The organism is Gammaproteobacteria bacterium (assembly GCA_041395725.1).
Lineage (GTDB): Bacteria > Pseudomonadota > Gammaproteobacteria > Pseudomonadales > Pseudohongiellaceae > NORP240.
The window spans coordinates 1,188,325-1,213,102 of sequence record JAWKZW010000001.1; the positions used below are offsets into that span (position 1 = coordinate 1,188,325).

Annotated in this window: 18 protein-coding genes, 1 tRNA gene and 2 pseudogenes; 5 read left to right on the forward strand and 16 right to left on the reverse strand. The window is 52.7% G+C overall.

The features are described from left to right. Positions 1-130 precede the first annotated feature (130 nt). The 7 genes from R3F50_05305 to R3F50_05335 form a co-directional block, all read right to left on the reverse strand. Positions 131-742 carry a YceI family protein gene (locus tag R3F50_05305; protein MEZ5489721.1) on the reverse strand — a complete coding sequence of 204 codons (612 nt, stop codon included), beginning with the start codon at positions 740-742 and terminating at the stop codon, positions 131-133. Between the two features lie 155 nt (positions 743-897). After that, entirely contained in the window at positions 898-1,815 is a 918-nt protein-coding gene (locus R3F50_05310; protein MEZ5489722.1) for a hypothetical protein, read from the reverse strand. Positions 1,816-1,838: 23 nt separating this feature from the next. Further along, on the reverse strand, positions 1,839-3,824 hold the full coding sequence (locus tag R3F50_05315; protein MEZ5489723.1) for a hypothetical protein: 1,986 nt from the start codon (positions 3,822-3,824) through the stop codon (positions 1,839-1,841). Between the two features lie 322 nt (positions 3,825-4,146). Continuing rightward, positions 4,147-5,433: a S8 family serine peptidase gene (locus R3F50_05320; GenBank protein ID MEZ5489724.1), complete on the reverse strand. Its 1,287-nt coding sequence runs from the start codon at positions 5,431-5,433 to the stop codon at positions 4,147-4,149. Positions 5,434-5,441: 8 nt separating this feature from the next. Continuing rightward, the gene (locus tag R3F50_05325) at positions 5,442-6,152 is read right to left on the reverse strand and encodes a zf-HC2 domain-containing protein (protein ID MEZ5489725.1); all 711 of its coding nucleotides are present in this window, start codon (positions 6,150-6,152) and stop codon (positions 5,442-5,444) included. A gap of 12 nt (positions 6,153-6,164) precedes the next feature. Beyond that, entirely contained in the window at positions 6,165-6,755 is a 591-nt protein-coding gene (locus R3F50_05330; GenBank protein MEZ5489726.1) for an RNA polymerase sigma factor, read from the reverse strand. Positions 6,756-6,826: 71 nt separating this feature from the next. Then, positions 6,827-7,609, reverse strand: coding sequence for a TorF family putative porin (locus R3F50_05335; protein MEZ5489727.1), 783 nt, complete (start codon positions 7,607-7,609; stop codon positions 6,827-6,829). Positions 7,610-7,976: 367 nt separating this feature from the next. On the opposite strand from R3F50_05335, the gene R3F50_05340 reads away from it, so the two are divergent. Together R3F50_05340 and R3F50_05345 are read left to right on the forward strand one after the other, a co-directional pair. After that, positions 7,977-9,584: a DUF5666 domain-containing protein gene (locus R3F50_05340; protein ID MEZ5489728.1), complete on the forward strand. Its 1,608-nt coding sequence runs from the start codon at positions 7,977-7,979 to the stop codon at positions 9,582-9,584. Positions 9,585-9,630: 46 nt separating this feature from the next. Then, positions 9,631-9,834, forward strand: a pseudogene (locus R3F50_05345) (GNAT family N-acetyltransferase). Between the two features lie 260 nt (positions 9,835-10,094). Here R3F50_05345 and R3F50_05350 read toward each other — a convergent pair. Together R3F50_05350 and R3F50_05355 are read right to left on the reverse strand one after the other, a co-directional pair. Continuing rightward, complete coding sequence (locus R3F50_05350; GenBank protein ID MEZ5489729.1) at positions 10,095-12,446, reverse strand: MMPL family transporter; 2,352 nt, start codon at positions 12,444-12,446, stop codon at positions 10,095-10,097. Positions 12,447-12,473: 27 nt separating this feature from the next. Then, on the reverse strand, positions 12,474-13,208 hold the full coding sequence (locus R3F50_05355) for a GNAT family N-acyltransferase (GenBank protein ID MEZ5489730.1): 735 nt from the start codon (positions 13,206-13,208) through the stop codon (positions 12,474-12,476). A gap of 305 nt (positions 13,209-13,513) precedes the next feature. Here R3F50_05355 and R3F50_05360 point away from each other — a divergent pair, with 305 nt between their 5' ends. Next, positions 13,514-14,335 (forward strand): hypothetical protein, encoded by an 822-nt coding sequence (locus R3F50_05360; protein MEZ5489731.1) that lies wholly within the window; start codon positions 13,514-13,516, stop codon positions 14,333-14,335. A 37-nt stretch (positions 14,336-14,372) separates the two neighbouring features. Here R3F50_05360 and R3F50_05365 read toward each other — a convergent pair whose 3' ends face one another. The 6 genes and pseudogenes from R3F50_05365 to R3F50_05390 all read right to left on the reverse strand — a co-directional run bounded on the left by R3F50_05365 (position 14,373) and on the right by R3F50_05390 (position 20,935). Beyond that, positions 14,373-15,263 (reverse strand): hypothetical protein, encoded by an 891-nt coding sequence (locus R3F50_05365; protein MEZ5489732.1) that lies wholly within the window; start codon positions 15,261-15,263, stop codon positions 14,373-14,375. Between the two features lie 87 nt (positions 15,264-15,350). Next, entirely contained in the window at positions 15,351-16,745 is a 1,395-nt protein-coding gene (locus tag R3F50_05370) for a DUF1302 family protein (protein MEZ5489733.1), read from the reverse strand. A 13-nt stretch (positions 16,746-16,758) separates the two neighbouring features. Beyond that, complete coding sequence (locus tag R3F50_05375; GenBank protein ID MEZ5489734.1) at positions 16,759-17,625, reverse strand: outer membrane lipoprotein-sorting protein; 867 nt, start codon at positions 17,623-17,625, stop codon at positions 16,759-16,761. Between the two features lie 459 nt (positions 17,626-18,084). After that, positions 18,085-19,558: pseudogene (locus R3F50_05380) on the reverse strand (molybdopterin dinucleotide binding domain-containing protein). Between the two features lie 567 nt (positions 19,559-20,125). Next, a tRNA-Pro gene (locus R3F50_05385) sits at positions 20,126-20,202 on the reverse strand. Positions 20,203-20,308: 106 nt separating this feature from the next. Continuing rightward, positions 20,309-20,935, reverse strand: coding sequence for a glutathione S-transferase N-terminal domain-containing protein (locus R3F50_05390; protein ID MEZ5489735.1), 627 nt, complete (start codon positions 20,933-20,935; stop codon positions 20,309-20,311). A gap of 114 nt (positions 20,936-21,049) precedes the next feature. Here R3F50_05390 and R3F50_05395 point away from each other — a divergent pair, with 114 nt between their 5' ends. Beyond that, complete coding sequence (locus R3F50_05395; GenBank protein MEZ5489736.1) at positions 21,050-21,556, forward strand: TerB family tellurite resistance protein; 507 nt, start codon at positions 21,050-21,052, stop codon at positions 21,554-21,556. 10 nt (positions 21,557-21,566) lie between these two features. On the opposite strand, the gene R3F50_05400 is transcribed toward R3F50_05395, so the two are convergent. Further along, positions 21,567-22,460 carry a metallophosphoesterase gene (locus R3F50_05400; protein ID MEZ5489737.1) on the reverse strand — a complete coding sequence of 298 codons (894 nt, stop codon included), beginning with the start codon at positions 22,458-22,460 and terminating at the stop codon, positions 21,567-21,569. Between the two features lie 240 nt (positions 22,461-22,700). Between R3F50_05400 and R3F50_05405 the strand changes: the two genes are divergently transcribed. Further along, the gene (locus tag R3F50_05405; protein MEZ5489738.1) at positions 22,701-24,665 is read left to right on the forward strand and encodes a PQQ-binding-like beta-propeller repeat protein; all 1,965 of its coding nucleotides are present in this window, start codon (positions 22,701-22,703) and stop codon (positions 24,663-24,665) included. The last annotated feature ends 113 nt before the right edge of the window (positions 24,666-24,778 follow it).

Genomic DNA, 24,778 nt, shown 5'->3' on the forward strand with positions numbered 1-24,778 from the left:
ACAAACAGGGAGCCACAGACCAGGGAAGCTCTGATTATTTCCCGTGATGCGCTGATCTTTTGGCTGTTTTATGGGGATTCGAATATTCCTCAATCGAACACCCCGTCACCGATCAAACATTCAAAAGACCTTACAACGGTAACTCAAGGTGCCAGGTTAATCGTATCTGGTCTTTCACCCTTACGACACCGGCAAGAGAAAACGGCTGAATACCAAAGTCGGATTGCAACACTTCAATCGCTCCATCAAAAACAATCCTGTCGATTCGCCGCTCAACCAGCACGGTCAGTTCTACGGGAACAGCCGGGGACAGATCCCCGCGTAATTGCAGATCGCCCGCAATCATCACTGCTGTGATCCCTTTTTCTTCGGTCGGCATTATCTCAGCGTCTGCCGATACGAAGCGCAAGGTCGGATTCTGTGTCACGTTCAGGATGTCGGGGCCACGAATTCGTTCCAACGTGGCCAGTCGGGCTTCCTCTGGTGGAATCTTTTTTGTAAATCCAGCCAGTCGATAGGCCCGTTCGCTGTCCAGGATCAGCGAATCAGTCTGCACACTGATACGGATGGAGGAACCGGCCAGGTTCTCCGGATCCAGAATCAGTTCTGCCTCCCATTCTGCCGCCAGAATGGCATGCCTGTGGCCAGCGAAACCTAGCAGGCCGGCAGTATCGGTGGTGATAAGAAAATGGGACTCCGGGGAATTCAGTTGATTCAGCTGATAGAACTGGCCATAGGTCACTTGCCAGGCACATAGACAAACAGTCCCAAGCAAAAAACCTAACAAACGAACTGGGTTTTTTTCGACCAAGATCACTCTCGTTTCACCCTTACTGAAAACAGACCTGACGCGACTCCGACTGATCACGCTGTCTTTTGCGATACGAAATAGATATTTCACTGAAAGGCCGTCCACCCCGGCCGCCAATGAAGCCCGAGGCGCACACTCCAGAAGTCCTGATTCCGTCGGGACAATTCGGGCGGGCGTCGAATGTCCAGAGGCGTATAGGAAAATGCTGCCTGCAAAGTCCAGTTGTCGGCCCAATGATAAAGCGTCCCAACCGTAGCGGACTGAATCGCGTCGTCCAGGTAGAGTTCGGCCCTATCAAGCACTTCGAAGACCCGCGCCTCAACGTTGACGAACGGGTGTATACGCGTATAAGCCAGTCCAAAATAAGGTTGCCAGCGGCCATCATGAGACAGACGAGAACCGATGAACTCCAGCCCTTCATGATCAAGTTCCATACTGTCATTTGAAGGTTCGCGACAACCAAACGGGTTCCCCGCCGAGCCCGGCGGTGCCGAGGCGACATCGCGACTGCAGGTGATATCCCCCTGTGCCTCGCCGCGCAATGCAAATAACCGCACGGAGAGATTCAAGGTCGAGGTGCGATACAGTGACTTTTGCAGAGCCAGACCAAAAACTTCGTCAGGTTTGCTCCCATTGATCTCCAGCGGTGGCGTCCACGACAGTTCCAGTTCGTACTCGCCAGGCAGCCCCAAATGGAAGCGCCCACGTCCGAACACCGGAGATTTATTCAGATCTTCGGACTTGAAGCCACCAAAGCCGACCTGCTGCTCCGCTCGGCTCAGATGTGGAATAGAACCAAGCTCGGCCGAAAACCGCATTACCCATGCTTGGGGATCAGTGGCGGGTGGTGCACCCAGATTCAGGGCTGCCGACAGGGTGTGGGCCATGGCCCACCCCTCCGGGCTGTCTAACGACACCTTCTCTGCTCGGGTCACAACCTCCTGCCCATTTGACTCCTGTGCGAAAACCGCCGAAATCAATAGAAACAGTATTGCCTTATTCATCGAGTGGTCATCCGCTTACAGTTCTATTGCACAACAACGCCCACCTCCAGAGAATAAAGGATGAAGTTGGCCGCGTCGGTGGCACAACTCAGCGAACCATTATCCGTACAGGCGGTCGGATTCCCGAAGGGCATTGAGCCATTGATAAAGCTACGTAATTGCTCGAACGACAAGGACTGGGCAAAGGACAGGGTCGGTCCCTGAAAGGTACCGTCCCCATCAAGTCCGTGACAGGTTGAGCAAACACCGATAAAAATGCTCTTGCCGCGCGCAATACTTATCTCCAGCGGACTGGGGTCCGGATCGGGATCGGGATCGGGATCGGGATCAGGGTCGGGATCGGGATCAGGGTCAGGGTCAGGGTCAGGGTCAGGGTCAGGATCAGGGTCGGGATCAGGGTCAGGGTCAGGGTCAGGGTCCGTACCAGGGTCGGCGGGAACCGGCATCACACTCAACAACGCAATATTGCCAAACGTCAATGGAGATTCACTGATCCGGGACAGCTCAATTTCAAACTGATCGGTAAAAAGGACCAGGCTGGGCAGATACAGAATCCCCTGAGGATTCAGAACAGCAGGCTGATTTCCCGCGCCGATACCTGGGCCATACTGATAGGACTCCTGTAGAGTAAACTGCAGCGTTTCCAGATCGAGGCTGAAACTTAGATTACTCACCCCGACACCGGGCTCTTCCAGCACCGGGACATTTAACTCGGTGACGGTTTCATTCAGTACCGCATAAGGCAGTGCCTGGGTGGGAACTTGCGCAGAAAGACCATCATAGCGGGTCGGGCTGGAAATCTGCGGCAGCCCCTCACCATCAACTGACTGCTCTCCATTCAACGGCATCTGTTCGCGGCTGAAGGCGAAACTGGCCGGTCCTCCGACAAAATTCAGGGCCCCTTCCGGAAGCGGGACAAAGTTATCAGGAAGGATAAAATCAGGATCCAGACCAGTGAGGTTGGCAAATCTCTGGGTAGCAAGCAACAGAGTCAGACCGCTCGTATTGCCCGCCAGATTCTCTGTGAGAACAAATTCCTGAACAGGCTGGCCAGAAACCGAACTGGTGAGCGCCACTCCAGCCAACCCACCATCATCAGGCCGGGATGTGACTAACTCTATATATTGAATGGAGCCATCTGAATTACTGAAAACTTCGTTGAACTCCCAGCCAAGCGGCTGCGGGTCAGGTGCGACTGCGTTTACCGCCAGCACCTCGATATTACCGAAGGTAAGTGGCGAGTCATCAACCAACGCCAGCCGAAGCTCAAAGCTGCTGGAATCGAACTGGAGACTGGGAATATTCAGCAACCCGTCAAAAGAAGCCGGCCGGCTACCTGCCGTAACTCCAGCACCGTACTGAAAAAAGTCTGTCAGTTGAAATTCCAGGTTTGCAAAGTCGACACTGAGGGTAAGGTAGAATATGCCCGCCCCTGTTACTTCAAGCACTGGAATATCCAGCTGGCTGGCAGAGAGATCCAGGCTCGCGTGAGGCTGCGCCTGATCCGGCAGGATGGCCTGAACACCGTCGAAACGGGTGGGTGAAGCACTTTGCGGCTGAACGTCACCATCCAGTGACTGGCTGCCATTGAGTGGCAGTTGCCCAGGAGTATAGGTCAATTCATCTGCATCAACAGCGAAACTGAGCGTCCCTTCAACCCGGGGAATGAACCCGTCAGGAATGATGAAGTCCGGTGTCACGCCGGTAAGCAATGAGAAACGTTCTGTCGCCAGCAGCAGCTGCCGATCAGCGGTATCCCCGATCAGATTTTTCTGAAAGACAAATTCCACAGGCAGCAAACCAGGCTCTGAGCTCACAAGCGTTTGTCCGCTCAGTTGCTGTTCGGATGACGACTCCGTGGTGAGTTCGATAAACTGAATGGTGCCGTCGGAGTTGCTGTAGATTTCATTGAACTCCCAAAGATGTGAACTGGCAAAAGCATTGTGCTGCAGTATCAGCAATCCGAAAACAGTTACGCCATCTATAAGTCTTCTCAGTGTTCTTTGCATTATTATTCTCCAGCGGACTGATAACCGAGAGCTATTGGGATCAGGCTTTTCTTGCGGGAGATCTTTGGCCAGGAACCTTAAAGGCCACTTGCCCCAGACCCTCTGACACATCTTGAGAAAGCTACAGAAAGCCTCATTCCCACATTGAATAACCGAACATTACGAAACGTTAATGCCAGGAAATGGCTAAATGGTTCAGAAGACAGGATCTCGATATCTGACTATCACGCTGTGACTTTCAGATAGAAATAGCAGGGAGGTTTTTTCTATGGTCCTTTAACGCTAAATTACGTACCAGACCGTTAAATCAGAAAAGCGTTTCTTATAAGGAAGGGAACTGGTCAGGAACTTCGCTACCGTAAGACTTTACTTCCTTCCCGAGGTTGCCATTGTTGACATCTATAAGCCGATGGTGAATATCGTCACCACTGAGGCCGGGGTTCTCCTGCAAAAGAAGGGCTGCGTAACCAGCAATCTGTGCAGCACCAAGGGACGTGCCCGAAACAAAGTTGTAGCTGTTGTTTGGCAGCGTGGTAAGCACGTTGGTGCCGGGAGCAAAAACAGGCTGATCTGACTGGCGCCAGGAATCAGATCCTTTGCTGGTGACCGCTATCACGCCAAGCATTGATGCCGGAAACGATACGGAGGCAGAACTGTCATCTTCCTTTGTGGCCGCTATTACCACAATATCTTTGCTCAACGCCTCTTCGATCAACATTTCAACAATTCTGTCGTAAGGACCGCTCAGACTTAAATTGATAATGTCCACCTCGTCCGCCATCGCTCGATTAATCGCCAGGGCCAGGGTAAAACTGTTGCATATCGCTTCAAGCTTGCCTTCAGCACGAGGCCAACACGCCTTCAAGCCGGCTATCTTGGCTCCGGGCGCCATACCCGCAATGCCGGTATCGTTGTTAACATGAGCGGCGATGACTCCGGCAACCGCAGTACCGTGCATATCTTGTGAATACCCAGGAGAAACATCTTCCACAAAGTTTTCACTGAAGGCGATCTGACCAGCCAGGTCCGGATGGTCTTTTTCAATCCCTGTGTCCACGACTGCGATCAGGATACCTTTGCCGGTCGTGCGTGAATGCATCAACGGAAGATCGAAATACCTGGCTGAGGATTGAAGCTCAAAGTAGGGATCATTGGGCGGCGCAGAGAGAGTTGAAAAGACCCCCAGCCGTTGCGCCGTCACCACTTCGGGGTCGCTCAACAAATCGGCGATCACCTCATCAGCTGATTCACCCTCCTGGATCTGCAATACGGCACAATTGATATCTATCTCCGACATCCACCAGTCAGTCAGATAGGTGAGTCCGTGCCTGCTGGCTATCTCCCTGGCGACACGCTGATTCCAGGTGGCATCTCTACTGTATCCTCGAGACCGGTACATATTCATCCTGGAACCAGACGCCATATTACTGCCCGGCCTCCCCCGGTGAAGCACCAGAATAATCTTTTCGGCATCCTCTGCGCGCCCTGAAAAAAGCGCTTCTGTCTGCCCTGGGCCGGATTGTTCGGCACCGAGAACCGTGCCCGCCGCCAGGCCTGCGCAAAGCAACAGCAGGGTTAAACAATGGCACAAGTTACGTATCAGGAACATCGCAACCCTCATTGCTCGGATATCACTCTCTCGACGAACAGAACACTCTCATTGGCCCGCAAAGAGTCCACCGCCAGCGATACCTCTTCATAAGCACTATCACCTGCAAGAAGGCGCACACGCCAAAGTCTTTGATCTTCCGACCTGGATACCGGCTCCAGCCCATGCTCCAGAAATAAATCCAACATTGCAGCATCGGCAATGCCTCGTTCGAAAGCAATAAAGAGCTCCCCTTGAGATGCGGCAGAGACGGAACCTGGCGAACTCAGTGTTCTGTACTCCTGAGACGTATAGGGATTGGATTGATCGTTGGCTTGCCAATACGCACTCAGCCCTGCTGCAACCAGGGTAAAACCTGCAACCATCGCCATTGCGGTTGGGCGAACTGGCCTTCCGAATGGTGAAATTCGAAACAGCAGGGAGCTGCTGACTTTAACCTCCTCTTCCGGGGCTTGCGAATCTGGAGCTGCCGCTATCCGTTGAGTCAGCCTGGCGAGGTTGTAACTCAGAGACTCGCTGTCTACATCTTCTTCGACAACCACCCGGGCAACATCCCGGTGCAGCTTCAGATCACTTCTGCACACAAGACAGTTTACAAGGTGTTCCTGAACGCGCCTGTGCTCACTTTCTGCCAGGGTGCCATTAACAAACCAGGGGATCAGCTGGCATAGCTCTTCGTGCTCCAGATCCTGGCCTGGCGTATCGAAAATTTCTGACATAGTCCTGCGTCCTTACTCCGACCTGACCGCTTCTTCCAATTCCCGCAACAAAGTTCGCAATCTCAAGCGCGCGTGGTACATGCGGGTTTTTACGGTATTCTCTGGACAGCCCATGATTTCGGCAATCTCACTGTAGTGCAGTCCATTGAAATAAGTTAACTCAATAACCGCCTTCTGCTCACACGACAATCGTTGGATTGCTTTGCTGAGCAAATCCGCCCTTTCCAGGCCTGATTCCCAAGGCTCACCAGCAAACTCAAGGTCCTGGGCCAGTTCCTGCTGCCTGGTTTCATAGCTGAACTGGGTCGACTGTTGCTTCTTTGCAATCCGCAGTGCGATTCCGAATACCCAGCTTGAAACCTTACTGGTGTGATTGTAGGAATCGGCCCGATTCCAGACCACAAACAGGGTTTCGTTGATCAGCCCCGGTAACGCCTGCTGACCCGAAGCACCCAACAGCCGTAACAGGAAACGGCTCAATTTCGGATAGTAGAGAACATACAGTTCCTCCAGGGCCTCCTGATCCCGTTCCACGATACGGCGCAGCAATCTTGTTTCGCTGTGCTCGGAATCGTCCCTGTCTGCCGGTCTGCGTATATTCATTCCACACTACTGGTGATTGTCAGGTGAATGCCTTCAGCTTAGCAAAAGGTTCAGTAAGGCCGGTGAGAAATCTACCGCCCTGCCGAAAAACCGGCGCTCAGGGTAATAACGACTGCAGAGCTCCTGAACGGCAGTTCGCGCCGCCCATATCGCAAAGGAGTTGAATAATAGGGGGCATAGTAGGGCTTTTCATTGGTTTCCCGGGAACCAAAATACCGCAGATCAAAAGAATAGCGGCTGGTTTTCAGGCTCAGCCCGGCATGCCAATAGGCATAGTCATAGTCAAAAACGTCTCTGGCCGCGAAATAACCTGCCCCTGCCGAAAAATCGACCAGGGCATGCAGCGGATAACGATAGGTCAACTGCCCGTTCATCGTTGACGAGCCCGACGAATAGGCGTCCGGCGCATAGGCCAGTTCGGCTGTCAGCAGATCACGGTAGCGCAGAAACAGGTAGAGCTCACTGTAGTCGGCATTCTCGCCGAACAGGTCACCATCAAAGACATAGTAGGACAGTTGCAGATCAAGAGAGACATCGTCAGAGAGTGACTGACTCCAGCCGCCGTAGACTGTCATTTCCGCCGCCGCGTCGGATTCGGGTCCAGCACTACCAAAATCTATACTTGAAAACCAACTGCCAAGGAAATAGCCGGACTCATTCGAAAAATCGGAAAAATCGAGGTTAACCTGCCCCGAGGGCCGATTGTCTGATTTCGAGTATCCCCGCCAGTAGTAGCTGGATGTCAGCGATACACTGGCATGAACCTCGGACGCCATAAGGCTGGAAGAAGTCATCAGTACCACTGGCAAGGAGGAAATGAACGCAATTAACTGGCTGGTGGATTTTCTTTTCATTAAGGAGCCTTGTTGTAAAGTCCCAGCAGTTGATTGTAGCCCATGTGTTTCCAGGGTTGCATCAGTCGTCATCCTGCCTGCCAAAAAGGGAACCGGCCCTTCTAAAGACCGATTCGGCTAATTGCCAGTCTCTACCTTGTCTGCGCTGGATGCCACGCAGCGGCGCCCGACATAATCCCACAAATCACGGTGACAATTAATCAGCAGTTAGTTAAGACTTCATTAAACCTTTTTCGTTCCCCGAGGCATACACCTTATGTCGGACTGCATTAAAATTGATGTTTTTTACTGGTAACAGGGTCCAGGACCAGGACCATCCGCATCCAGCGAATCGATGCGAGCCAACACCAGTGTGGAGAGAGAATATATGAACTTACGTGTGTCCTTTAACTGTTTCGTAGCCACCCTGCTTTGCGCATTGCTTTCCTTGCCCTCCCAGGCAAAGGGGCCAGAGCTGAAGTTCACCAGCCTGGTGACAGCTGTCACACAAACAGATCAGGAAAGCGGAACGGTTGGGATCAGCATCCAGGGGCTGGAGTTACCTATCGAAGTAAACGGAGATACTGAAATCGAGTACCTGGGAGAAGAGGTAGGTATCGCCGGAATATCGGTCGGGGACCTGATCAAGGTCGAATCCTTCTTTTCGGACGAGGGAATTGCCGCCGAGGAAATTACGGTTCTGCAAACCGGCTTTCAGCAGTTCAGACTTCGCGGTGAGATTACCGCCCTGGACAGTGTGGGAGAGGCAATTTTCTTTACTGTCACAGGTGTCGAAATCCGTGCCGATGCGTCCACCCTGGTAGTGCCGAGGAGCAACTCCGCCATTGCTGACCTGTCCGGGCTGCAGACAGGAGACGACATCAGCGTCAATGGCAGACTTGAAGAAGGTATTTTACAGGCCCGGCAGATTCATACCGGCGATCGCCAGCACGGGGACATCGAATTCGACGGAATCCTGCTGGGAATCTCCGGGACTTCAGCATCGATAGAAATTCTTACCGGACTTGTGCTGGATGTGGAGATAGACGGTGATACCAGCTTGCGCGGAAACCCCACTGCAGGAGATTTCGTCGAATTTGAAGGGCGTTTCAATGCAACATTGAACCTTATTGCCCACAAAATTGCCGCGGACAGGGATGGTGATGACGACGTCTCCAGCGACGACGGTAACAACAGCGACGATATCGAGCTGGGGATGGAAATCCCATTGCAGGCTACCAACTCGTCACTGAGTGGCAAGGCCGAGATCCGTTATCGTGACCGCTCAGGCTCCATAGACCAGAAACTTGAAGTGGAAATGGAAGACTCGGCACCTGGCGTTCTTTATTCCATCCTGGTCTACTTTGATGGGCCAGGCATCGAGTTTGGCAACCTGACCACTGACCAGTTCGGCGAAGCAAGGGCTGAGTTTGAAGTGGATGACAATGTAACCGGGATCGATCTGGCGCTATTGTTACCGTCCGGCAAGACAGTCCTGGATATCAGCCTGGTTGAAATTCTGCTTGGCGAAATTGTAGTTCTTGAGGGAGTTTTTAATGACCAGTCAGATGTCGGCACTGGATCCACTCAGGACAATACTGGCAATGGCGCCAACGATGACGGCACCACGACGAACACGCCCGTCGACATTGAGACAAGCGCGATACTGAGCTCCACTGGAAGCGGTGTACATGGCGAAGCAGACATCCGCTTCAGAAATGACGAAGGGACCATTGATCAGAAATTCCAGGTGGAAATCGAGGATGCCCCGGCGGCAACCACCTACACTATTCTGGTCTTTTTCGGCACCGAATCAGTCGACTTTGGCTCACTGGTGACAAACTCGCTGGGCGAGGCGGAGGCGGAGTTCGAGGTGGATGACAACATCTCCGACCGCCCACTGGCGCCATTGCTGCCCGAGGGAAAGAGTGTACTGGATATCAGTTCGGTGCAGATCCTGCAGGGGGACACAATTGTCGCACAGGGAAGTTTCTAGTATCTCCTGACAGGCCGCGCCCAGTTATAAATTGTTGGAGTCGATTATGATTCTGGAGTTCGAGGCCGCTTTCCCGGAACACCTGGATGAGCTGGTGAGAATACGGATTGCTGCTATGCGCGACAGTCTCACAAGAGTTGGGAGATTTGATCCTGATCGAGCCAGAGAAAGATTCGCATCAGGGTTCAATCCCGAATTCACAAGATTTATAAACTTTGGCGGGCTTAGGGTCGGTTTCGTAGTGGTGAAACCGGAGGCTGTCACGTTAGAGCCTACCCAAAACTCAAAATTCGCACTTATTTTGAGCCGATAGTCTATAAACATATCGCGGTCGCAAAAGGAAACACCTGGGGGTCGAAATTGCTGAGGGAATTTTCAGCTCTCTTAATAGTCAGCCTGGTAGGCCGCTCAGCCCATGCGTATGTACAATTGGCATCATGCCAAAAGCAATACGAATCGCTTCCGTTCGTTGATAGCGACCTCGCAGGACAGAGCCATGGGGCGATAGGCTCACAAATGAGAGTGTACATTGTCAGCCCCCTCACCATCGACCAGATACAGAACCGCCGGCAGCAGTAACAAGTCCCCCAACAACGCAAGCACCATTATGATAGAAGCAAAAATCCCGACATGATTAACTGTCGTGAACGAGGCGAGGTAGAAGACGCTGAATCCTGCGGCCAGAATAATCGAACTGAATATAACCGCTCTTCCGGATTCCCGCATAGTTCTAGCGATTGACTGTTGTGTCGTCAGGCCAGCGGATTTTGCGGTCAGATAGCGACTGATGACGTGGACGGAGTCATCCACGGCGATGCCCATTGTCATGGCTGCTATAAGCATTGTATTAAGATTCAGGTAGACGCCCAGAAGCCCGGCCAGCCCACCAGCCAACAGTATCGGCAACACGCTGGCGACAATGGCTATTGTTCCGTATTTAAATGACTTGAAAAACAGCAGAAACAGCGCACTGATGACCAGTACAGCGGTACCGAAGGAGCGGATCATCCCTTCAGTCGCATAGATGTCACGTGCAGTGCTCAGTGTCAACCCACCGGAAAGTATGGGGTTGACGCCTGCATGTTCAGTTTGCAGGTGAGAATTAATTAGCTGGAATTCCTGGCGAGACTCTGATGCTGTCATACTTACCACCGGCACAGTCAGGCGGAGAAAGCGACTGCCGAAGTCCATGATATCGGACAAATCGCCAGTATCCCCTGACGTGGTGTAAAGAAGTAGAAACTGAGCAACCTGCTCCCGGGTGGCGGGTATACGGTAGTAAGCCGGGTCATTGTTGTTCAATACCTGATTCAGTTGCTTCAGGTAGTCAACCAGGGAAATTATTTTGCCGGTTGAATCGAGGCGCATCAACCATTCCTGGATAGCGTCAACCTCCTGCAAAAAGGCAGGATTCTTAGTTCCGTCAGCGACCCCGGAATCGACGACTATTTCCAGTGAATCCATACCACGAAATATCCTGTCCAGATATTCGATGTCCTGCCTGACTGGATTATCCGGCTTCAATTGACTCAGATAGTTGGTATCAAACTGTAGCTTTGGAATTGCGTAAATGGCAAATACCAGACTCAACAGACCGCCGAGCAAAATGCTGTTTCTATGCCTCAGCGTAAACTCTGGCAATGAATCAGTGATCCGGGTCATAAGGCCACTGGAAATCATATCGAGTGCTCTGCCTGACGATGGAGGGACGATGCTCAGTAAAGCCGGCAATATCGTTAACGAGACCAGGAACAATATGAGTGGCCCTGCGGCTCCAAGAAAAGCGAACTCCCTAATCGGGCTGATCCTGATTACAGACAGCGCCAGAAATCCTGCTGAAGTTGTGGTAGCGGTTATTATCGTCGGCTTCCAGAGGCGGAGTATTGATTGCCTTGCAGCCGACAGGCTATCCTGATTCTTCAGCCGATTAAATTGAAAATGCACCAACACGTGCACGGTCATTCCCACGCCGATTATTACCATGGTAGGTAACAATATCTGGTCAATTACCGAGTGGGGAAATCCCAGGTAACCCTGAAGTTCGTTCACCGCCAGCACACCACCGGCGATGACAACGCCAGGCACCACAACTGCCACAGGGTCGCGAAAGTTCAGGTAAAGCATCAGCAACATCAAGATGCCCATAATCGGCAACAGGACCTCCAGATCCTGGCGAATAATAGTTTCAATGCGCTCGTTGACAAGTGGAGTTCCGGATATATGTAGGTCTATCCTTTCGCTTTCAAGCTTCGTCCGTTCAAGAAATTCGAACAGTTCCTGAACAAGAATTACTTTATGATCTGCGGTATCACTACGATATTCGACCCTGGCCGATATTCTGGCATGGCGAAGATCCTGGCTGAGAAGTGATCCTATAGCCAGGTGTTCCGAAGCGACTATTGATCTCAATTCTTCCCAGCGAATCGGGTCATCCGCCTCTGCCAGAGCTTTTGCGTCTTTGATCAGCAGTTCTGTTGCCAGGTTGTCTTCGCTAGCGCGTGTGTACTGGTAGGACAGGATTGAACTGGTCTGCGAAACAAAGCGATGAGAGTCCAGAAAACCAGCTATCGTCGAAATAACACTCAACGATTCCGGATTGAATATATCTAAACCAGGGGTCAATTGCTCGACGCCGACAACCAGATACTCCTGATCGCCAAAAAGCTCAACCAACTGATCGAAATCTTCAAGCGTTGGATCGTCAATCAGAAAAAAGCGTTCCCTGGTATTGTCATAGGGAACAGGTGGACCGGTAAAGACAAAAAGGCAAACGAAAAAAGCCGAACAGACAATGATCAGCCTTCGCCGTGCTACTACTATATCAGCCCAGGAATCTATGAAGGCTGCGATCCAGACTGCCACAGGCTTTTATCCGATGTTAATTGTGGACTAACTCCTGGTGTGCACGCTATCTCTGCCTAGAAAATACCTTACATACCTGGTATTCACGTTTGCCATATCCACCAGCACAAGAATATCGGCGCATTTAAAATCTGCGTCGTAACAGGGCTCACCACAGGCTTTCGCGCCAAGCCTGAAATAGGCTTTCAGCAATGGAGGCAAAGGGGCACTGACAATTTCGTTTGCGTTAGGAGGGAGCTGTGGAAGCGGGATTTTTGGAATGACTTTCCAGCGGTCATCCGCCATGCTAGTTTGCCGGATCTTATCCATTATCACCTTTGCAATCATACCCCCATCGCTTACTCCAATGCTCGCACTGCCAAAAAAATAATCAATCTTATAGTCAATAACAAACCTGGACAATCCCGACCAGAGCTCGACGATTGCCGGTCCCTGTCTATAATCCGGGTCAACACAGGTCCTTCCCACTTCCGCAGAGCGACCGGGAAGGTCATAAAACGAGGCCATTTGAAATCCATTTTCTGAGTAAAAGCCTCCGGCATGTACCGCCGACTCGCCCATCAATAACCGAGTGGAAGCAATAACAGCGCCGTTGTCGGCATCCTTCACTAACAGGTGATAGCAAAATTCGTCGAGGTTGTCACGGTCAAGACCGTCCTCCATGCTGTCGAGGGAGGCGCCTAACTCGCGTGCAAAAACCTTGTAACGCAGTGCCTGAGAGGCACGAACATCATCAACAGTCTCGGCCAGGTGACAATACATCCGGGTACTGCTGCGACCTGCTCTAACCTGCGGGTTCAAAGGCATAGCGTTAAACAAACAATGGTGTCGGCCTGGATCCGTAAGCCTGATTGATAGACAACCCGGAATTGGTTAACTTTAATATATTGAATAAGCACCTGCAAGCGCGCTGATCGCCAGTTAAGCAACTTCAGATTAGTCTTTAAGGTCGACACATTGTCCGGGGTGACCAACCGCAGGCACGGGACATCATGTCGATGTCGCTGATTGCATAATCATTTCCGATTTATTAGTTTCAGTACCTGCAGAAACCCGGTTGTTCTTCTATGAACCTTCAAACCATACCTGAATGCAGAATTCGCGTTTTTAACGAACCGCAGGACCCCTTTATTGACAGCGAATTCGTCCAGATGCTGGGTAACTACTTGTCGTTGAATCAAAAATACAGCGTGCCGACCATTGGCAAGAGAACATTCTTCTGGTCTACGCGACATTACCCGGACGTACCGAAACAATATCTAGTGGACTTCAGTATCAATAACCCACAAAAATATTATTATTTTAAGGAAGCCTGTGCATACATAGAAACCGTTCGAAACTACAGTAAAGGATTCAAAGTAAATTTGAGGAAAGCAGAAAAAAATGGATGTACTTATGAATTACTGCATTCACCCGATGAAGAAACAATCCTACGTTGCTATAAAATCTACAATGAAAATATGTCTCGAAAACACACTTACTCATTTGATTTCGATTTTTTTAGGTCAGTAGTAATTATTTCATATGCCTTTTTACTCCTTGTAAAGATCGACGAAAAGATCGTTTCTTTTGGCTTACAATTGGGAAACTTGGGGTTTATCCAATCTTCCACCGAACAAGGAAGAAAATTAGGCGCAAACTACTTCTTATATGATCGATGCTTTCACAAGTTTGAGTACCAAGTTTTTTTTGCGGGAATTGCTTCTACCAACAATCATGGCCTGTTACGTTTTAAAGAACGGGCCGGCCTTACCGGTGTTCCAGCGGCTTCAGTGCCCCCGGACCTTACGCATGCAATCATTGAACCATTCCGGCATAGCCGATTCGCGGGATTCATACTGCGACTGCTCAATAAGCGCAAGCTTCTCGGGTTAGCTCTGCCTTACTAAGCGACGTCTGATGCCCGCATACTGAAAAGCTATTCGGCTATTCGGCTCGTCGGGTCGCTAGAACAGTGCCAACAATTATGCCGAACGTGGAATCAACTTGAAAATCAAGGTCAAGCCAAAATCTACCGATACTTCCCGTTGCGGTAAACGCACCCAAGTCCTCAATCCCCACGTTTGCGATAGTGTAAGTGTAGTCTCCCTTTGGTGTAAGCACGTTGGTTACCGGGCCAAGGAATAAGGGATCATTCGTCTCAAAGTCTATCCTTCCGGTAAAATCCGCTAACGGTATTTCCCGAACGATAGGAAACGGATCCTGATCTCCGTCTACAAATCCGTCCAGGTCAATGGTGTATTCAAGCATGCCCGGTGATACTTCGCGAAACCTGAATCGCGCTGCACCATTGGAATCGAAAGTTATATTCTTCCAGCTCCCTACAAAATTTCCAAGATTCGACTTGATACTGTTCTCCAGCATTCGTAGCAAAACAACCTCTGCCTCAACGACTTCAAATGTACCTGAACGAGTCGTTGCAAAGGCTATTTGATAGTCGCCGATCAGCAACTCCTCTGGCAAGGTCACACTCAGGTAGGGGATCGGGCCAGTGTCGCCTATATCTTTTAGAACTACATCTTGCGCCAAGGGCATCCACGTTGACGGATCTGCTATCTGTCCTAGTGTAATCACTGGAGTGGATGCATCTCCGGAAATAAAAAGTACTGTATTCGCGTCAGGGGAAAGCACTGCGAAGTAGACGTCTACCGGGATTATCTGACTTCCAGTGTTGTCAAGCCCTATAGAAACATCGAGCGTATCACCCGGGCCAAAATGGATGCCGTTGATTACGAGCAAAAGTTCGGCCCTTGCAGCGCCGGCGAATCCCAACAGTGCATAGAACAACAGGTTGATTGTACTTGCTTTCAAGATCACGAGAATATCTCCTTAATATTGTTCCATATCGGATTTGGAGCACGCCTTGAAGATGTTATCCCCCATGGGGCGTCGTGCATTTTTTCACTATTTTTGAAAGCTGAAGCGGGCATTTAACTGCAGCATGTCATTGTTGCGAAAGGCAGAGTAAATGGATTCACGTTTGGCACTGTAGTCTACCCAAAGCAGGCCGAATTTCCAGTTGTCGGACCAATCATAATCAAATGACAACCGGCCCAGATAACCTTGATCGTCAGCCAGTTTGTTCCAGACTGAAACCAATTGCACCCGCTCATTCCACCCGGTCCAATACAGACGTGTCCCGAAACTGGTGAGATTGCGCTCGATTCCCAGTGTGCTGACTTCACCCCTGGTGTGAATGTTATCTACTTCGAGGCTCAACAGCGTGTCAGGAAACCCGCTATACTCAATGCCCACCGCAGTGAGGACTCGACTTCGTTCCTGCCAGCCATCGAAACGGATGAAGTTCTGTGACTCCAACGGCATTACCGGACTGTTGCGGTGTAGTCCAAGCTCACCAAACACCAGCCATGAGCCAGCCACGTGGTTTACTGCCATACCAAGTGCCTGCAAGCGCTCCTGGGAAAAATGAAAGACCGGATTACCCGATTCCGGAATGCTGATCCTGTCAAAACTCAACTGATTGTTATTAAACTCGCCAGCGACGATTTGTATGTCACCATCAGCATAGTGATTGGATGCGCGGACAAATATCTCTGAATCGTTTTCCGGGTCGCGCCGGTCGATCAGCCAATTGTCTCTTCGAAGGCCAATAAACTGGTCGAATTCGTCCCTGGCAGGTGCCAGATCGTTGAAACCGGCGTGATACGTAACTACCCCATCAAGTACCCAATCCCGCCAGGAAAAACTCAGTTGCAGCGCGGGGACCTGAAGTCGCAGATCTTCAAGATCCTGTTGACCGAACGTGTATTGATCTTCCGTATTGATTAGATCGGTAACGCGCAGGTATTCGGCAAAGCCCCAAGCCTGAACCTGATGTCCAGCTTTCAGGAATAACCCGTTATCGAACGTTTTTTCCAGATAAAAGTCTCTTACCTCGGTGCGGTTTCGGTGTAGATCCCGCTCGGAGGAAGAAAATGGCGTATCGTCTTTAATTTCATAAACTGCATCATGGTAAACTTTGCCGCTGAACCGGAAGCTCAAGGATTCCTGCAATCGCCAATCGATCTGAGTATAGAGACTGGTCTCGACCTGAGAAAACTGGCGCTCTGTACGGCTGAAAGGTGGTGTTGATTGCTCGAAACTGTAGGACAATTCCTGTGTTACCCAGCCCAGAATCGAAAATGGAGAATCCCCGGTATCAGATTCATTGATGTCCACATTCAATTCAGAGAAAAAATCTGCTTGAGCAACTGCGATTGAAGGAATTGCCAGCAAAGGGATAAACAGGGCACAAAAAGCCAGAACTCGTTGCAACGGCTGAGCGCTTGAATAGATCACGGACTCATGCCGTTCAGTCGAGACTGCGTTGCATGTATTCAGTAGTGAAGATCTCGTCGCCCAGATCCACGTTGTAGCTTATATTTTCGATCTGAAGAACACTGGCATGCTCCTGACGATTGTTTCGCGTTGTAATGACCTGCATGCGCTTTATGGTCCAGATACCCTCTACCAGCTCGATTTCCGATGAATTGAAATACTTGACGCGATTGCCCTGCAATTCCCAGGCCTGGCCACGCTGTTGAATATAATTGTCCTTGCGAATCCAGGTGCGCAGGCGTGAATAACCAGTGCCATTTTCAGCTTTATCCTTGAATTCGGGCCGGGGAACAATATCAATGACCCAACAATCCTGTCCATCTACCACTTCGCTTTCTCGGAAGTAGCTGTAGTTATACCAATCGATCTCCACGCCGTTTATGTCGGCGTAGGTAAAGTCACTGCCAAGAAATGAATCGGAAGTGTCGCTGGTAGCAATACGTTTGACTCTTTGCAGAGACGGCAGGTAGAGCCAGGAATCATCGTCGGCATCGGGATCCTGCCAGTCGTAATTCAGATAAGCGGTGCCGCGAATATCGGCAGGTGAGTCGAACCGGGACAGTGTGCGGGTATCCTCTCCGTATTCCTTGTAATACATCCGCAAATCCCGATCCCGTTGACGATTGCGTCGATCGATCAGGATCAGATGATAATCGATAACGGCCGTATCACCCTGATACAGGCTATCGTGTCGTCTGATGATTTCCTCGGCACTCAATTCGGCAGCCCTTAATGGCTGGATCAAACCGGTCAGGTAAAGAAACCACAACACCAGGAAGAGTTTGAGCCGCCACAGTGTCGGATTTTTCTGGTTATCAATGGCGCCGAGATATACGTTCATGGCAATAGAAATTATCTGGTCCTTCAAATGACTAGTGGTTTCGGAAAGTTACGCCTGTGCATTAGCGGGCCGGTCGCCATTGATCCAGAGCAGTTGCCACCGGAAACAGCCGGCTAGCGGGTTAGCTCGTTAAAATTGTCATCAAGTCGAACGGTCCCTTTCAATTAATGGTAGCAAACGAAGTCGGGTGGAGTACATCGAGTCCTCCTATTACAGCGGCTGAACTGAAAACTACTGCACGCCTAACATCGCTTATCAGTGGCTCATTTGCCCGTCAGGATGATCCTCTATCCTGCCTGATTATCGGTCAGATCATTATTCTGCTGAATCTCAACAACTAAGGCAACTCTGGTTAATTCCCTTATTCATTTATATTAGGCGCATTGTTGAGGTGTTCTGTTTGTCTCGACACTCTCGCGATACCACTTTATCCGCGCGGTTGCCTGCGTAGGGGTTCTTTCAATTCTTGTGGCTGGCTTCAACGACCACCAGGAAGTCATAGAAAGTCGGTGCTCGGCCCAGATCGCTATGGCGTTGGCTGATGAGTTAGTTGACGTTGCGTCCGTCGGCGCTCATCTTACGCCACCAGATACCGAGACCATTCACTACGCCGGGACGAGCGCGGGCGGAGATTTAAGGCCGGCAGTGGCAGTTGCCTCGGTCACTGAACACCCGTACCGGCTGGCCATGGGTCAGCCCGCGTGCAGCGGCATCCTGCGCGTGCATCTCCAGCAGCGGTTCCAGCTCGATGTCTCGCAGGCTGATGACATTAACGAAGGTTGAGTTGAGGAAGTTGCGTGACGGTGGCGAGATCATATCCAGAGGATACTTGGTCGAGCTGCCCGGGGGCTCGTAGTTGGTCAGGTAATCAGGCAGCCATTCTCAGCCTTCGTCTTCCAGGCGCTGACTGAAGAATTCGCACTTACCTGACGGAGTGGGAAAGCAACCTGCAGTGAACGGTTCGTCGGGAATTGGCAACTCCGCGTAGCCCTTTGCCAGCAGAGTGTCGAAACTGACCTGATCGCCGAAGGCGGTACGCGCTAGACGCTCGTCGCTGTCACTGAAGCACGTTTCAGTAAAACCCATTGCAGCGGCCAGTTCCCGGAAGATCTGGGTGTTGGGCTTGCATTCGCCCATTGGCGCGATAGCCGTGCGGTTCAACAGAGTGTCGGTGTGGCCATAGGCGCGATGGATATCCCAGTGCTCCAGCACCACGGTAAATAGGTCGTCGCGGGTGAAACCATCAACCAATTTGCCGGACTGCGGAGCGACTACCGCGGGATTGCTGTTATAGACCATAAGTGCCTGGATCACGGGGCTGAATCCCGGGCTGGCAGGACGCAATAGATCATCGCCGATTGTGCGGGGGGTGTAGCCGCTACGTAATTCAGGCATTTCCAGTGCGGCGCTGCGCACCGGGAAGGTTCCGGAACTAGACAATAATAGGCCGCCGGCACGCTGACGCCAGGCACCAGTCAGTGCAGGCAGGCCACCAGTCGCGTCGCGTTGCCGCTGCCACCGACTCTTTGCATGCCGCAGTTCAAACGAATAGCCACGGGGTCGCCCTGATTGGCAGTGAAACCGTAGTCCCGTGCCAGAGAGCGAATCTGTGTTGCGTTTGGCCTGCTGTGCATAGCGCGAGAAATGCAGGTTACTGGCGATGGAATTGCTGCCCCACAGCAGAATGACCTTGGACTCGGCATAGAACTGCACCTGCATTCCCACCTTGGCGCCGAGGGTGTAGACAAGGCCGGCGGTGGCGCAGATGGTGCGGTCCAGGGGAGGCGCCCAAGCGGTTAAAGAACCGCCCAGCCATGGATTCGCCTTGGGCCAGGCCCATGGTGCCAGCAAAAGAATAGGGGACTACAGAAATTGGGCCACTGCTGGTGATGATGCTTCGCAACCGTTCGGCGATGTCACTGATTGCATGGTCTGTTGAAATGTAGCGAATTTTGACTCAATTGCAACTAAATTTGACCCTTTTAGTCCATCTGAGTCACTTGAAATTACTGATGCCTGGTGGGTCAACTATTCAATACAAAAACAATCAAAGGTGGGTTTATTTTGAATGCAATTCAACATGAGAGGTGGGATGCCTGGGGCAACGAAGTAGAAAGCGATATCACTCTTTCTCATTAAACACAGGCAAACGGATATACCCTATCTCAGGATTGTTGGACTGGTGCTCACGGATAAACTTTACCTCCATCTGGGACAATTCACTTTCAGAGCAGTCCTCAGACTCCCAGAGTATTTCCTTCCGTATTGAATAATCACGCCTAGTCTCAGGCGGTAAATTCTCAAAATCAGCGTTGATCAAATCCATACTTGGCGAGCCAAAGCACCGATGGCTTCCGACACTATCCTTGCCAATATAGATTTTCCCCGTGTGGTACGTGATTTTGTATATCTGATTCATTTTTCACCAAAATCGGAGAGAGTAAAAAGAGATTATCAGGAATTTGATGGGAGGAGGGAATTGCTAAGTGCTTGATTTTATTGGTCGGGGTGGCGAGATTTGAACTCACGGCCCCTGCCTCCCGAAGACAGTGCTCTACCAGACTGAGCTACACCCCGTAGGCGGCAGATTATAGTCGTCCCCCAATGCTTGTAAAGCGACTTTGTCCCCGGACCGCGCAGACTGTCGCGCCTTCCCCGAACCTCCGGGTGAGTAGCCCGTGGCTCAGGGGACAGGCACCGACAGCGCTTCCGGAACCCCATAGCCACGCTGCACAGCGGGGCGTTCGGCAATCCGCAGATACCAGCGCAGCAGGTTGGGGTATTCATGCAGGTTCATCTGCTGCCACTCGAAGCGGGAGATCCAGGGCCAGGTGGCAATGTCCGCTATTGAATAATCACCTGCCAGGAAGTCCCGACCGGCCAGCCGGTGGTCGAGGGTCTGATACACCCGCCGCGTCTCGTTGCGGTAGCGCTCCTCCGCATAGGCGGACTTACCAGGGTTGAACTTCACGAAATGGTGAGTCTGCCCCAGCATCGGCCCCGCCTGCCCCATCTGAAACATCAGCCACTGCAGTTCCTCCCAATAGCGGGTGCCGCCCGGGCTCATCAGCTGTCCGGTCTTGTTGGCCAAGTACATGAGAATCGCCCCTGACTCCATCAGGCTGATTCCCTCCTGGTGATCCACAATGGCGGGAATTTTGTGGTTGGGTGCGATCCTGGCGAAGTCATCCTCGTGCTGCTCCCCGCGGTTGATGTCAACGGGAATCACTTTATAGGGCAACCCGGTTTCCTCCAGCATGATGGAAACCTTCCGTCCGTTGGGTGTGCTCCAGGTGTACAGATCTATCAGCATGCTTATTTAACCGGTCGAAAATGGATTCACAGGCAGACTAATCACATACTCAATAGCTTGCAACGGCAATTCCGACTTTCAACCGGTGACCGTATCACCAATAATGCCCCTATGAGCCTGAACTTTGATACCGAGACCATTCGCAGACTCCGCGACGCCCTGCTCGCAGGAAGTCGCGCGGAATCCACTTCCTCACCCGGTGACGCCGAATCGGCCAGTGATCGATTGCAGGCATCGATGGAACGCGCCGCCCCGTTCGTGGAAACCATGTACCTGGTGATGATTGCCGACGGGCAGGTGGAGCGTGCTGAAAAACAGGCCATCATGGGCGCAATTTCCCTGCTTACCCATGGCCTGCTGCAACAGTCAGCGCTGGACTCCATTCTCGCGGCCAGCGCCGGGGAGGTGGAGCGCCATGGGGTCGAAGCCCGGCTGCAGATGATCGGCGCGAAAATCAGTGCAGATCGACAGGATCGGGAGATCGCCTTCACTCTGGCGGCGGCCGTCGCCATGGCCGATGAGCAGCTGGCCCTGCAGGAAGGTTCGCTGCTGGAGTCTATAGCCGAGTGGTACGGCATTTCCCACAAACGCTGCAACGAAATCTTGCAACAGCTGTGACAGGCCGCTGTTAACCGTACTGCGGCAGATGCCTCTCTTCAGCCTTGATGCCGTCGGCGGAGATGGTGATGGACACGTGATGCCGGTAAACATCGTCGCTGCCGGAATAGATTCTCGGCACCCTCGCTGCGTTGACATACACGGTCCCGTCCTGCTCCGCCAGCCAGGGCCGCTCGGTGCCGTGTTTGGTGCGCAGGTGCATATGCCCGCCAATCACCGCCATCACCCAGCGGCCCGATTGCCGCGCGAATTCTATAGCCGCCGTGAGATCCGGATCCCCCCAGTCGCCACCGTCGTCCTTGAAATCACAGCCCCACATATCATGGGGCTGTTCACCCATGCCCAGCGGCCCGTTGTGGGCGACAAAAATGAGGTTTTCCGAGTCGGCGCCCCGCACCAGTTCAATCAAGCGCTCTATGGAATGATCCAGGGTTTCGACCGCGTAGGTATCGGCCATGTATTCCGGAAACGACAGGCTCGGTCCGCCCATGCTGTGTGGCCTGGCCGCGATCAATGCAACATCGAAGCCGCCAGCATCGATTCCATGGCGGGTATAGCCACACAGCTCGACGGGGGCAAACTGTTCCTCTGTGGCGCTGGTAATGGACAGCAGCCGATTGAGGCCGTTCTGATGGGCCAGTTCGGCAGCCAGCTCATTGATATCCCAGGTATCGTTGTTACCCGGCATGACCAGTGCCGGCTTTTCCAGCTGACCGATTCCCCTGGCCACCCGGAGGGTACTGTCCCGGCTCCCGCCCCCCAGATCGCCGGTGAAGAACAGCAGGTCGTAATCCGACTGGGCAAACTGCCGCAGATCCATGTGATCCCAGTGGGTATGAAGATCACCGATCACCGCCAGGCGAAAATCACCGTTGCTGGCGTATACGCGTCGGGTAAGCGTCATCAGGCTCCCTCAAGGTGCAGGTGGAAATGAGAAGATTTGCAGTGCGGTTCAACATATAGACGGATGCAGCGCTTGTCCAGCACCGGCATACCAGCTGAAACAGGGCTTTAACTTAGCCCCCAGATGCTAAATAATCGATGCCCGGCGAGTCAAAACAAGGAACCCTCTGAATAATTACCTCAACGTCTTGCTGTAATTAATCCGAGGGACCCAATAATAATTGTGCGGGAGGACGCCAGCATGTTGAAGTTCCATCGATTTATCACCCTGGTGATACTGATCAATCTCACCCAGACCGGGGCCGTCGCCCAGACCGGCGCTCAGGATGGGGGCTGGCAGGCCTACGGGGCAGACACCGGTAATATCAAGTACACCCCGCTGGATCAGATCGACGCCAGCAACGTCAATGACCTGCGGGTGGTGTGGCGACGCCCGGCGCTGGACCAGTATTTCTACTCACTGAATCCCCAACAGCGGGTCACACCGAATTACGTGGCCGCGCCCATCGTGGTCGATGGCGTGGCTTTCATACCCAACAGCGTGGGCCTGGTTGAAGCCTTCAACCCCGGCACCGGGGAGACTGTCTGGGTACAGGCACCGTTCGGCGGCGCCGAAGACCTGCCTGGCACCGCGCCCCGGGGCGTGGCTTACTGGCAGGACGGTAATGACCGGCGCATTCTTTCCCAGCGCAACACCCACCTGTACGCCCTGAACGCTGAAACCGGCGAGCCGATCAGCGGCTTCGGCGACGGAGGCCGGGTCAATCTGCAGGTGGATGAGCCCGAAGCGGAGCGGTACCGCTGGGGCGGCGTCCCGGTTGTAATCGGCGACGTGGTGGTCATCGGCCAGGCGATGTCTGACGCCTTCTCCAACAAAGAGGCCCTGCGCGGCGACGTGCGCGCCTATGACGTGCGCAGTGGAGAATTACGCTGGATCTACCACGTAATCCCCCAGGATGGAGACATCGGCACCGCCAGCTGGCAGGACCGCGCCTGGTCCTATACCGGCCATGCCCCGGTCTGGTCACTGTTCAGCGCCGACCAGCAACTGGGGCTGGTTTACATGCCCATCAGTTCCGGCACCAACGACATGTACGGCGGCCACCGTATCGGTGACAACCTGTTCACCCAGACCCTGGTTGCCGTAAACGCGGCGACCGGAGAGCGGGTCTGGCACTATCAGATCGTTCACCACGGCCTGTGGGATTACGACCTGCCGGCTGCGCCGATTCTGATGGATATCACCGTTGCCGGGCGCAGCATTCCGGCCGTTGCCCAGATCACCAAACAGGGCTTCGTCTTCACCTTCGATCGGCGCACCGGAGAACCGGTCTGGGAGATCGAGGAGCGACCGGTTCCGCAATCGGACGTCCCCGGTGAAGTGGCGTCTCCTACGCAGCCTTTCCCGAGCCTGCCCGCTCCCTTTGAGCGCCAGGGTGCTACCGTCGACAACCTGATCGACTTTACCCCCGAACTGCGGGCGGAGGCACTGGCAATCGCCAGCAATTACGTGACCGGCCCGCTGTTCACACCACCCTCGATTCGTGGCGACAACCCTGGAGACACCCAGGGCACCATCCAGCTGCCCGGCTCCCAGGGCGGTGCCGATATCCAGGGCGCCTCCTTTGATCCGGAAACCGGCTACCTGTACATACCCTCGATCACCGCACCATTCGTTGCCGATCTGTTGCCGGGCGATCCCGAGTCCACCAACCTGCGTTTTGTGAAAGGCACCCGACGCTGGATTGGAGGGCCCCGCGGTTTACCCCTGTTCAAACCTCCCTACGGTCGTATCACCGCTATCAATATGAATACCGGCGAACATGTCTGGATGGTTCCCAACGGCGACGGCCCGCGCAATCATCCTGACCTGGCGCACCTGAAGCTGGGCAAACTGGGCGTGCCGGGTCGGCCATCGCCACTGTTGACCAGAACCCTGCTGTTTGTCGGCGAAGGACGGACCAACCTCAACCGTGACTCCCGGATTCCGCCGGACATGCCAATCGAGATTGCCACCAACAGTGGCGGCCCGATGTTCCGTGCCTATGATAAAGCGTCAGGTGGCATATTCTGGGAAGTGGAATTGGAAGCCGGCACCACCGGTGCGCCGATCAGCTACCTGCATAACGGAAAACAGTACGTGGTTGTTGCCATAGGAGACAGTCGGTATAGCGCTGAACTGGTCGCCTTCGCACTGCCGGATTAAAAAACGGGCGTAATTGATTTACCAACGCTGGATTAACCGGGGAACCCCTGATTAATTTCTACGGGTATTGTGGCGATTAAACGGCGGTTCCCTGATCTGCCCATTTTTAAAAT

Excerpts from the sequence above, each read along its gene's own strand:
- R3F50_05310 (MEZ5489722.1), bottom strand. The coding sequence starts at position 1,815 with ATGAATAAGGCAATACTGTTTCTATTGATTTCGGCGGTTTTCGCACAG.
- R3F50_05315 (MEZ5489723.1), bottom strand. The coding sequence starts at position 3,824 with ATGCAAAGAACACTGAGAAGACTTATAGATGGCGTAACTGTTTTCGGA.
- R3F50_05320 (MEZ5489724.1), bottom strand. The coding sequence starts at position 5,433 with ATGTTCCTGATACGTAACTTGTGCCATTGTTTAACCCTGCTGTTGCTT.
- R3F50_05325 (MEZ5489725.1), bottom strand. The coding sequence starts at position 6,152 with ATGTCAGAAATTTTCGATACGCCAGGCCAGGATCTGGAGCACGAAGAG.
- R3F50_05330 (MEZ5489726.1), bottom strand. The coding sequence starts at position 6,755 with ATGAATATACGCAGACCGGCAGACAGGGACGATTCCGAGCACAGCGAA.
- R3F50_05335 (MEZ5489727.1), bottom strand. The coding sequence starts at position 7,609 with ATGAAAAGAAAATCCACCAGCCAGTTAATTGCGTTCATTTCCTCCTTG.
- R3F50_05340 (MEZ5489728.1), top strand. The coding sequence starts at position 7,977 with ATGAACTTACGTGTGTCCTTTAACTGTTTCGTAGCCACCCTGCTTTGC.
- R3F50_05355 (MEZ5489730.1), bottom strand. The coding sequence starts at position 13,208 with ATGTATTGTCACCTGGCCGAGACTGTTGATGATGTTCGTGCCTCTCAG.
- R3F50_05360 (MEZ5489731.1), top strand. The coding sequence starts at position 13,514 with ATGAACCTTCAAACCATACCTGAATGCAGAATTCGCGTTTTTAACGAA.
- R3F50_05375 (MEZ5489734.1), bottom strand. The coding sequence starts at position 17,625 with ATGAACGTATATCTCGGCGCCATTGATAACCAGAAAAATCCGACACTG.
- R3F50_05395 (MEZ5489736.1), top strand. The coding sequence starts at position 21,050 with ATGAGCCTGAACTTTGATACCGAGACCATTCGCAGACTCCGCGACGCC.
- R3F50_05400 (MEZ5489737.1), bottom strand. The coding sequence starts at position 22,460 with ATGACGCTTACCCGACGCGTATACGCCAGCAACGGTGATTTTCGCCTG.
- R3F50_05405 (MEZ5489738.1), top strand. The coding sequence starts at position 22,701 with ATGTTGAAGTTCCATCGATTTATCACCCTGGTGATACTGATCAATCTC.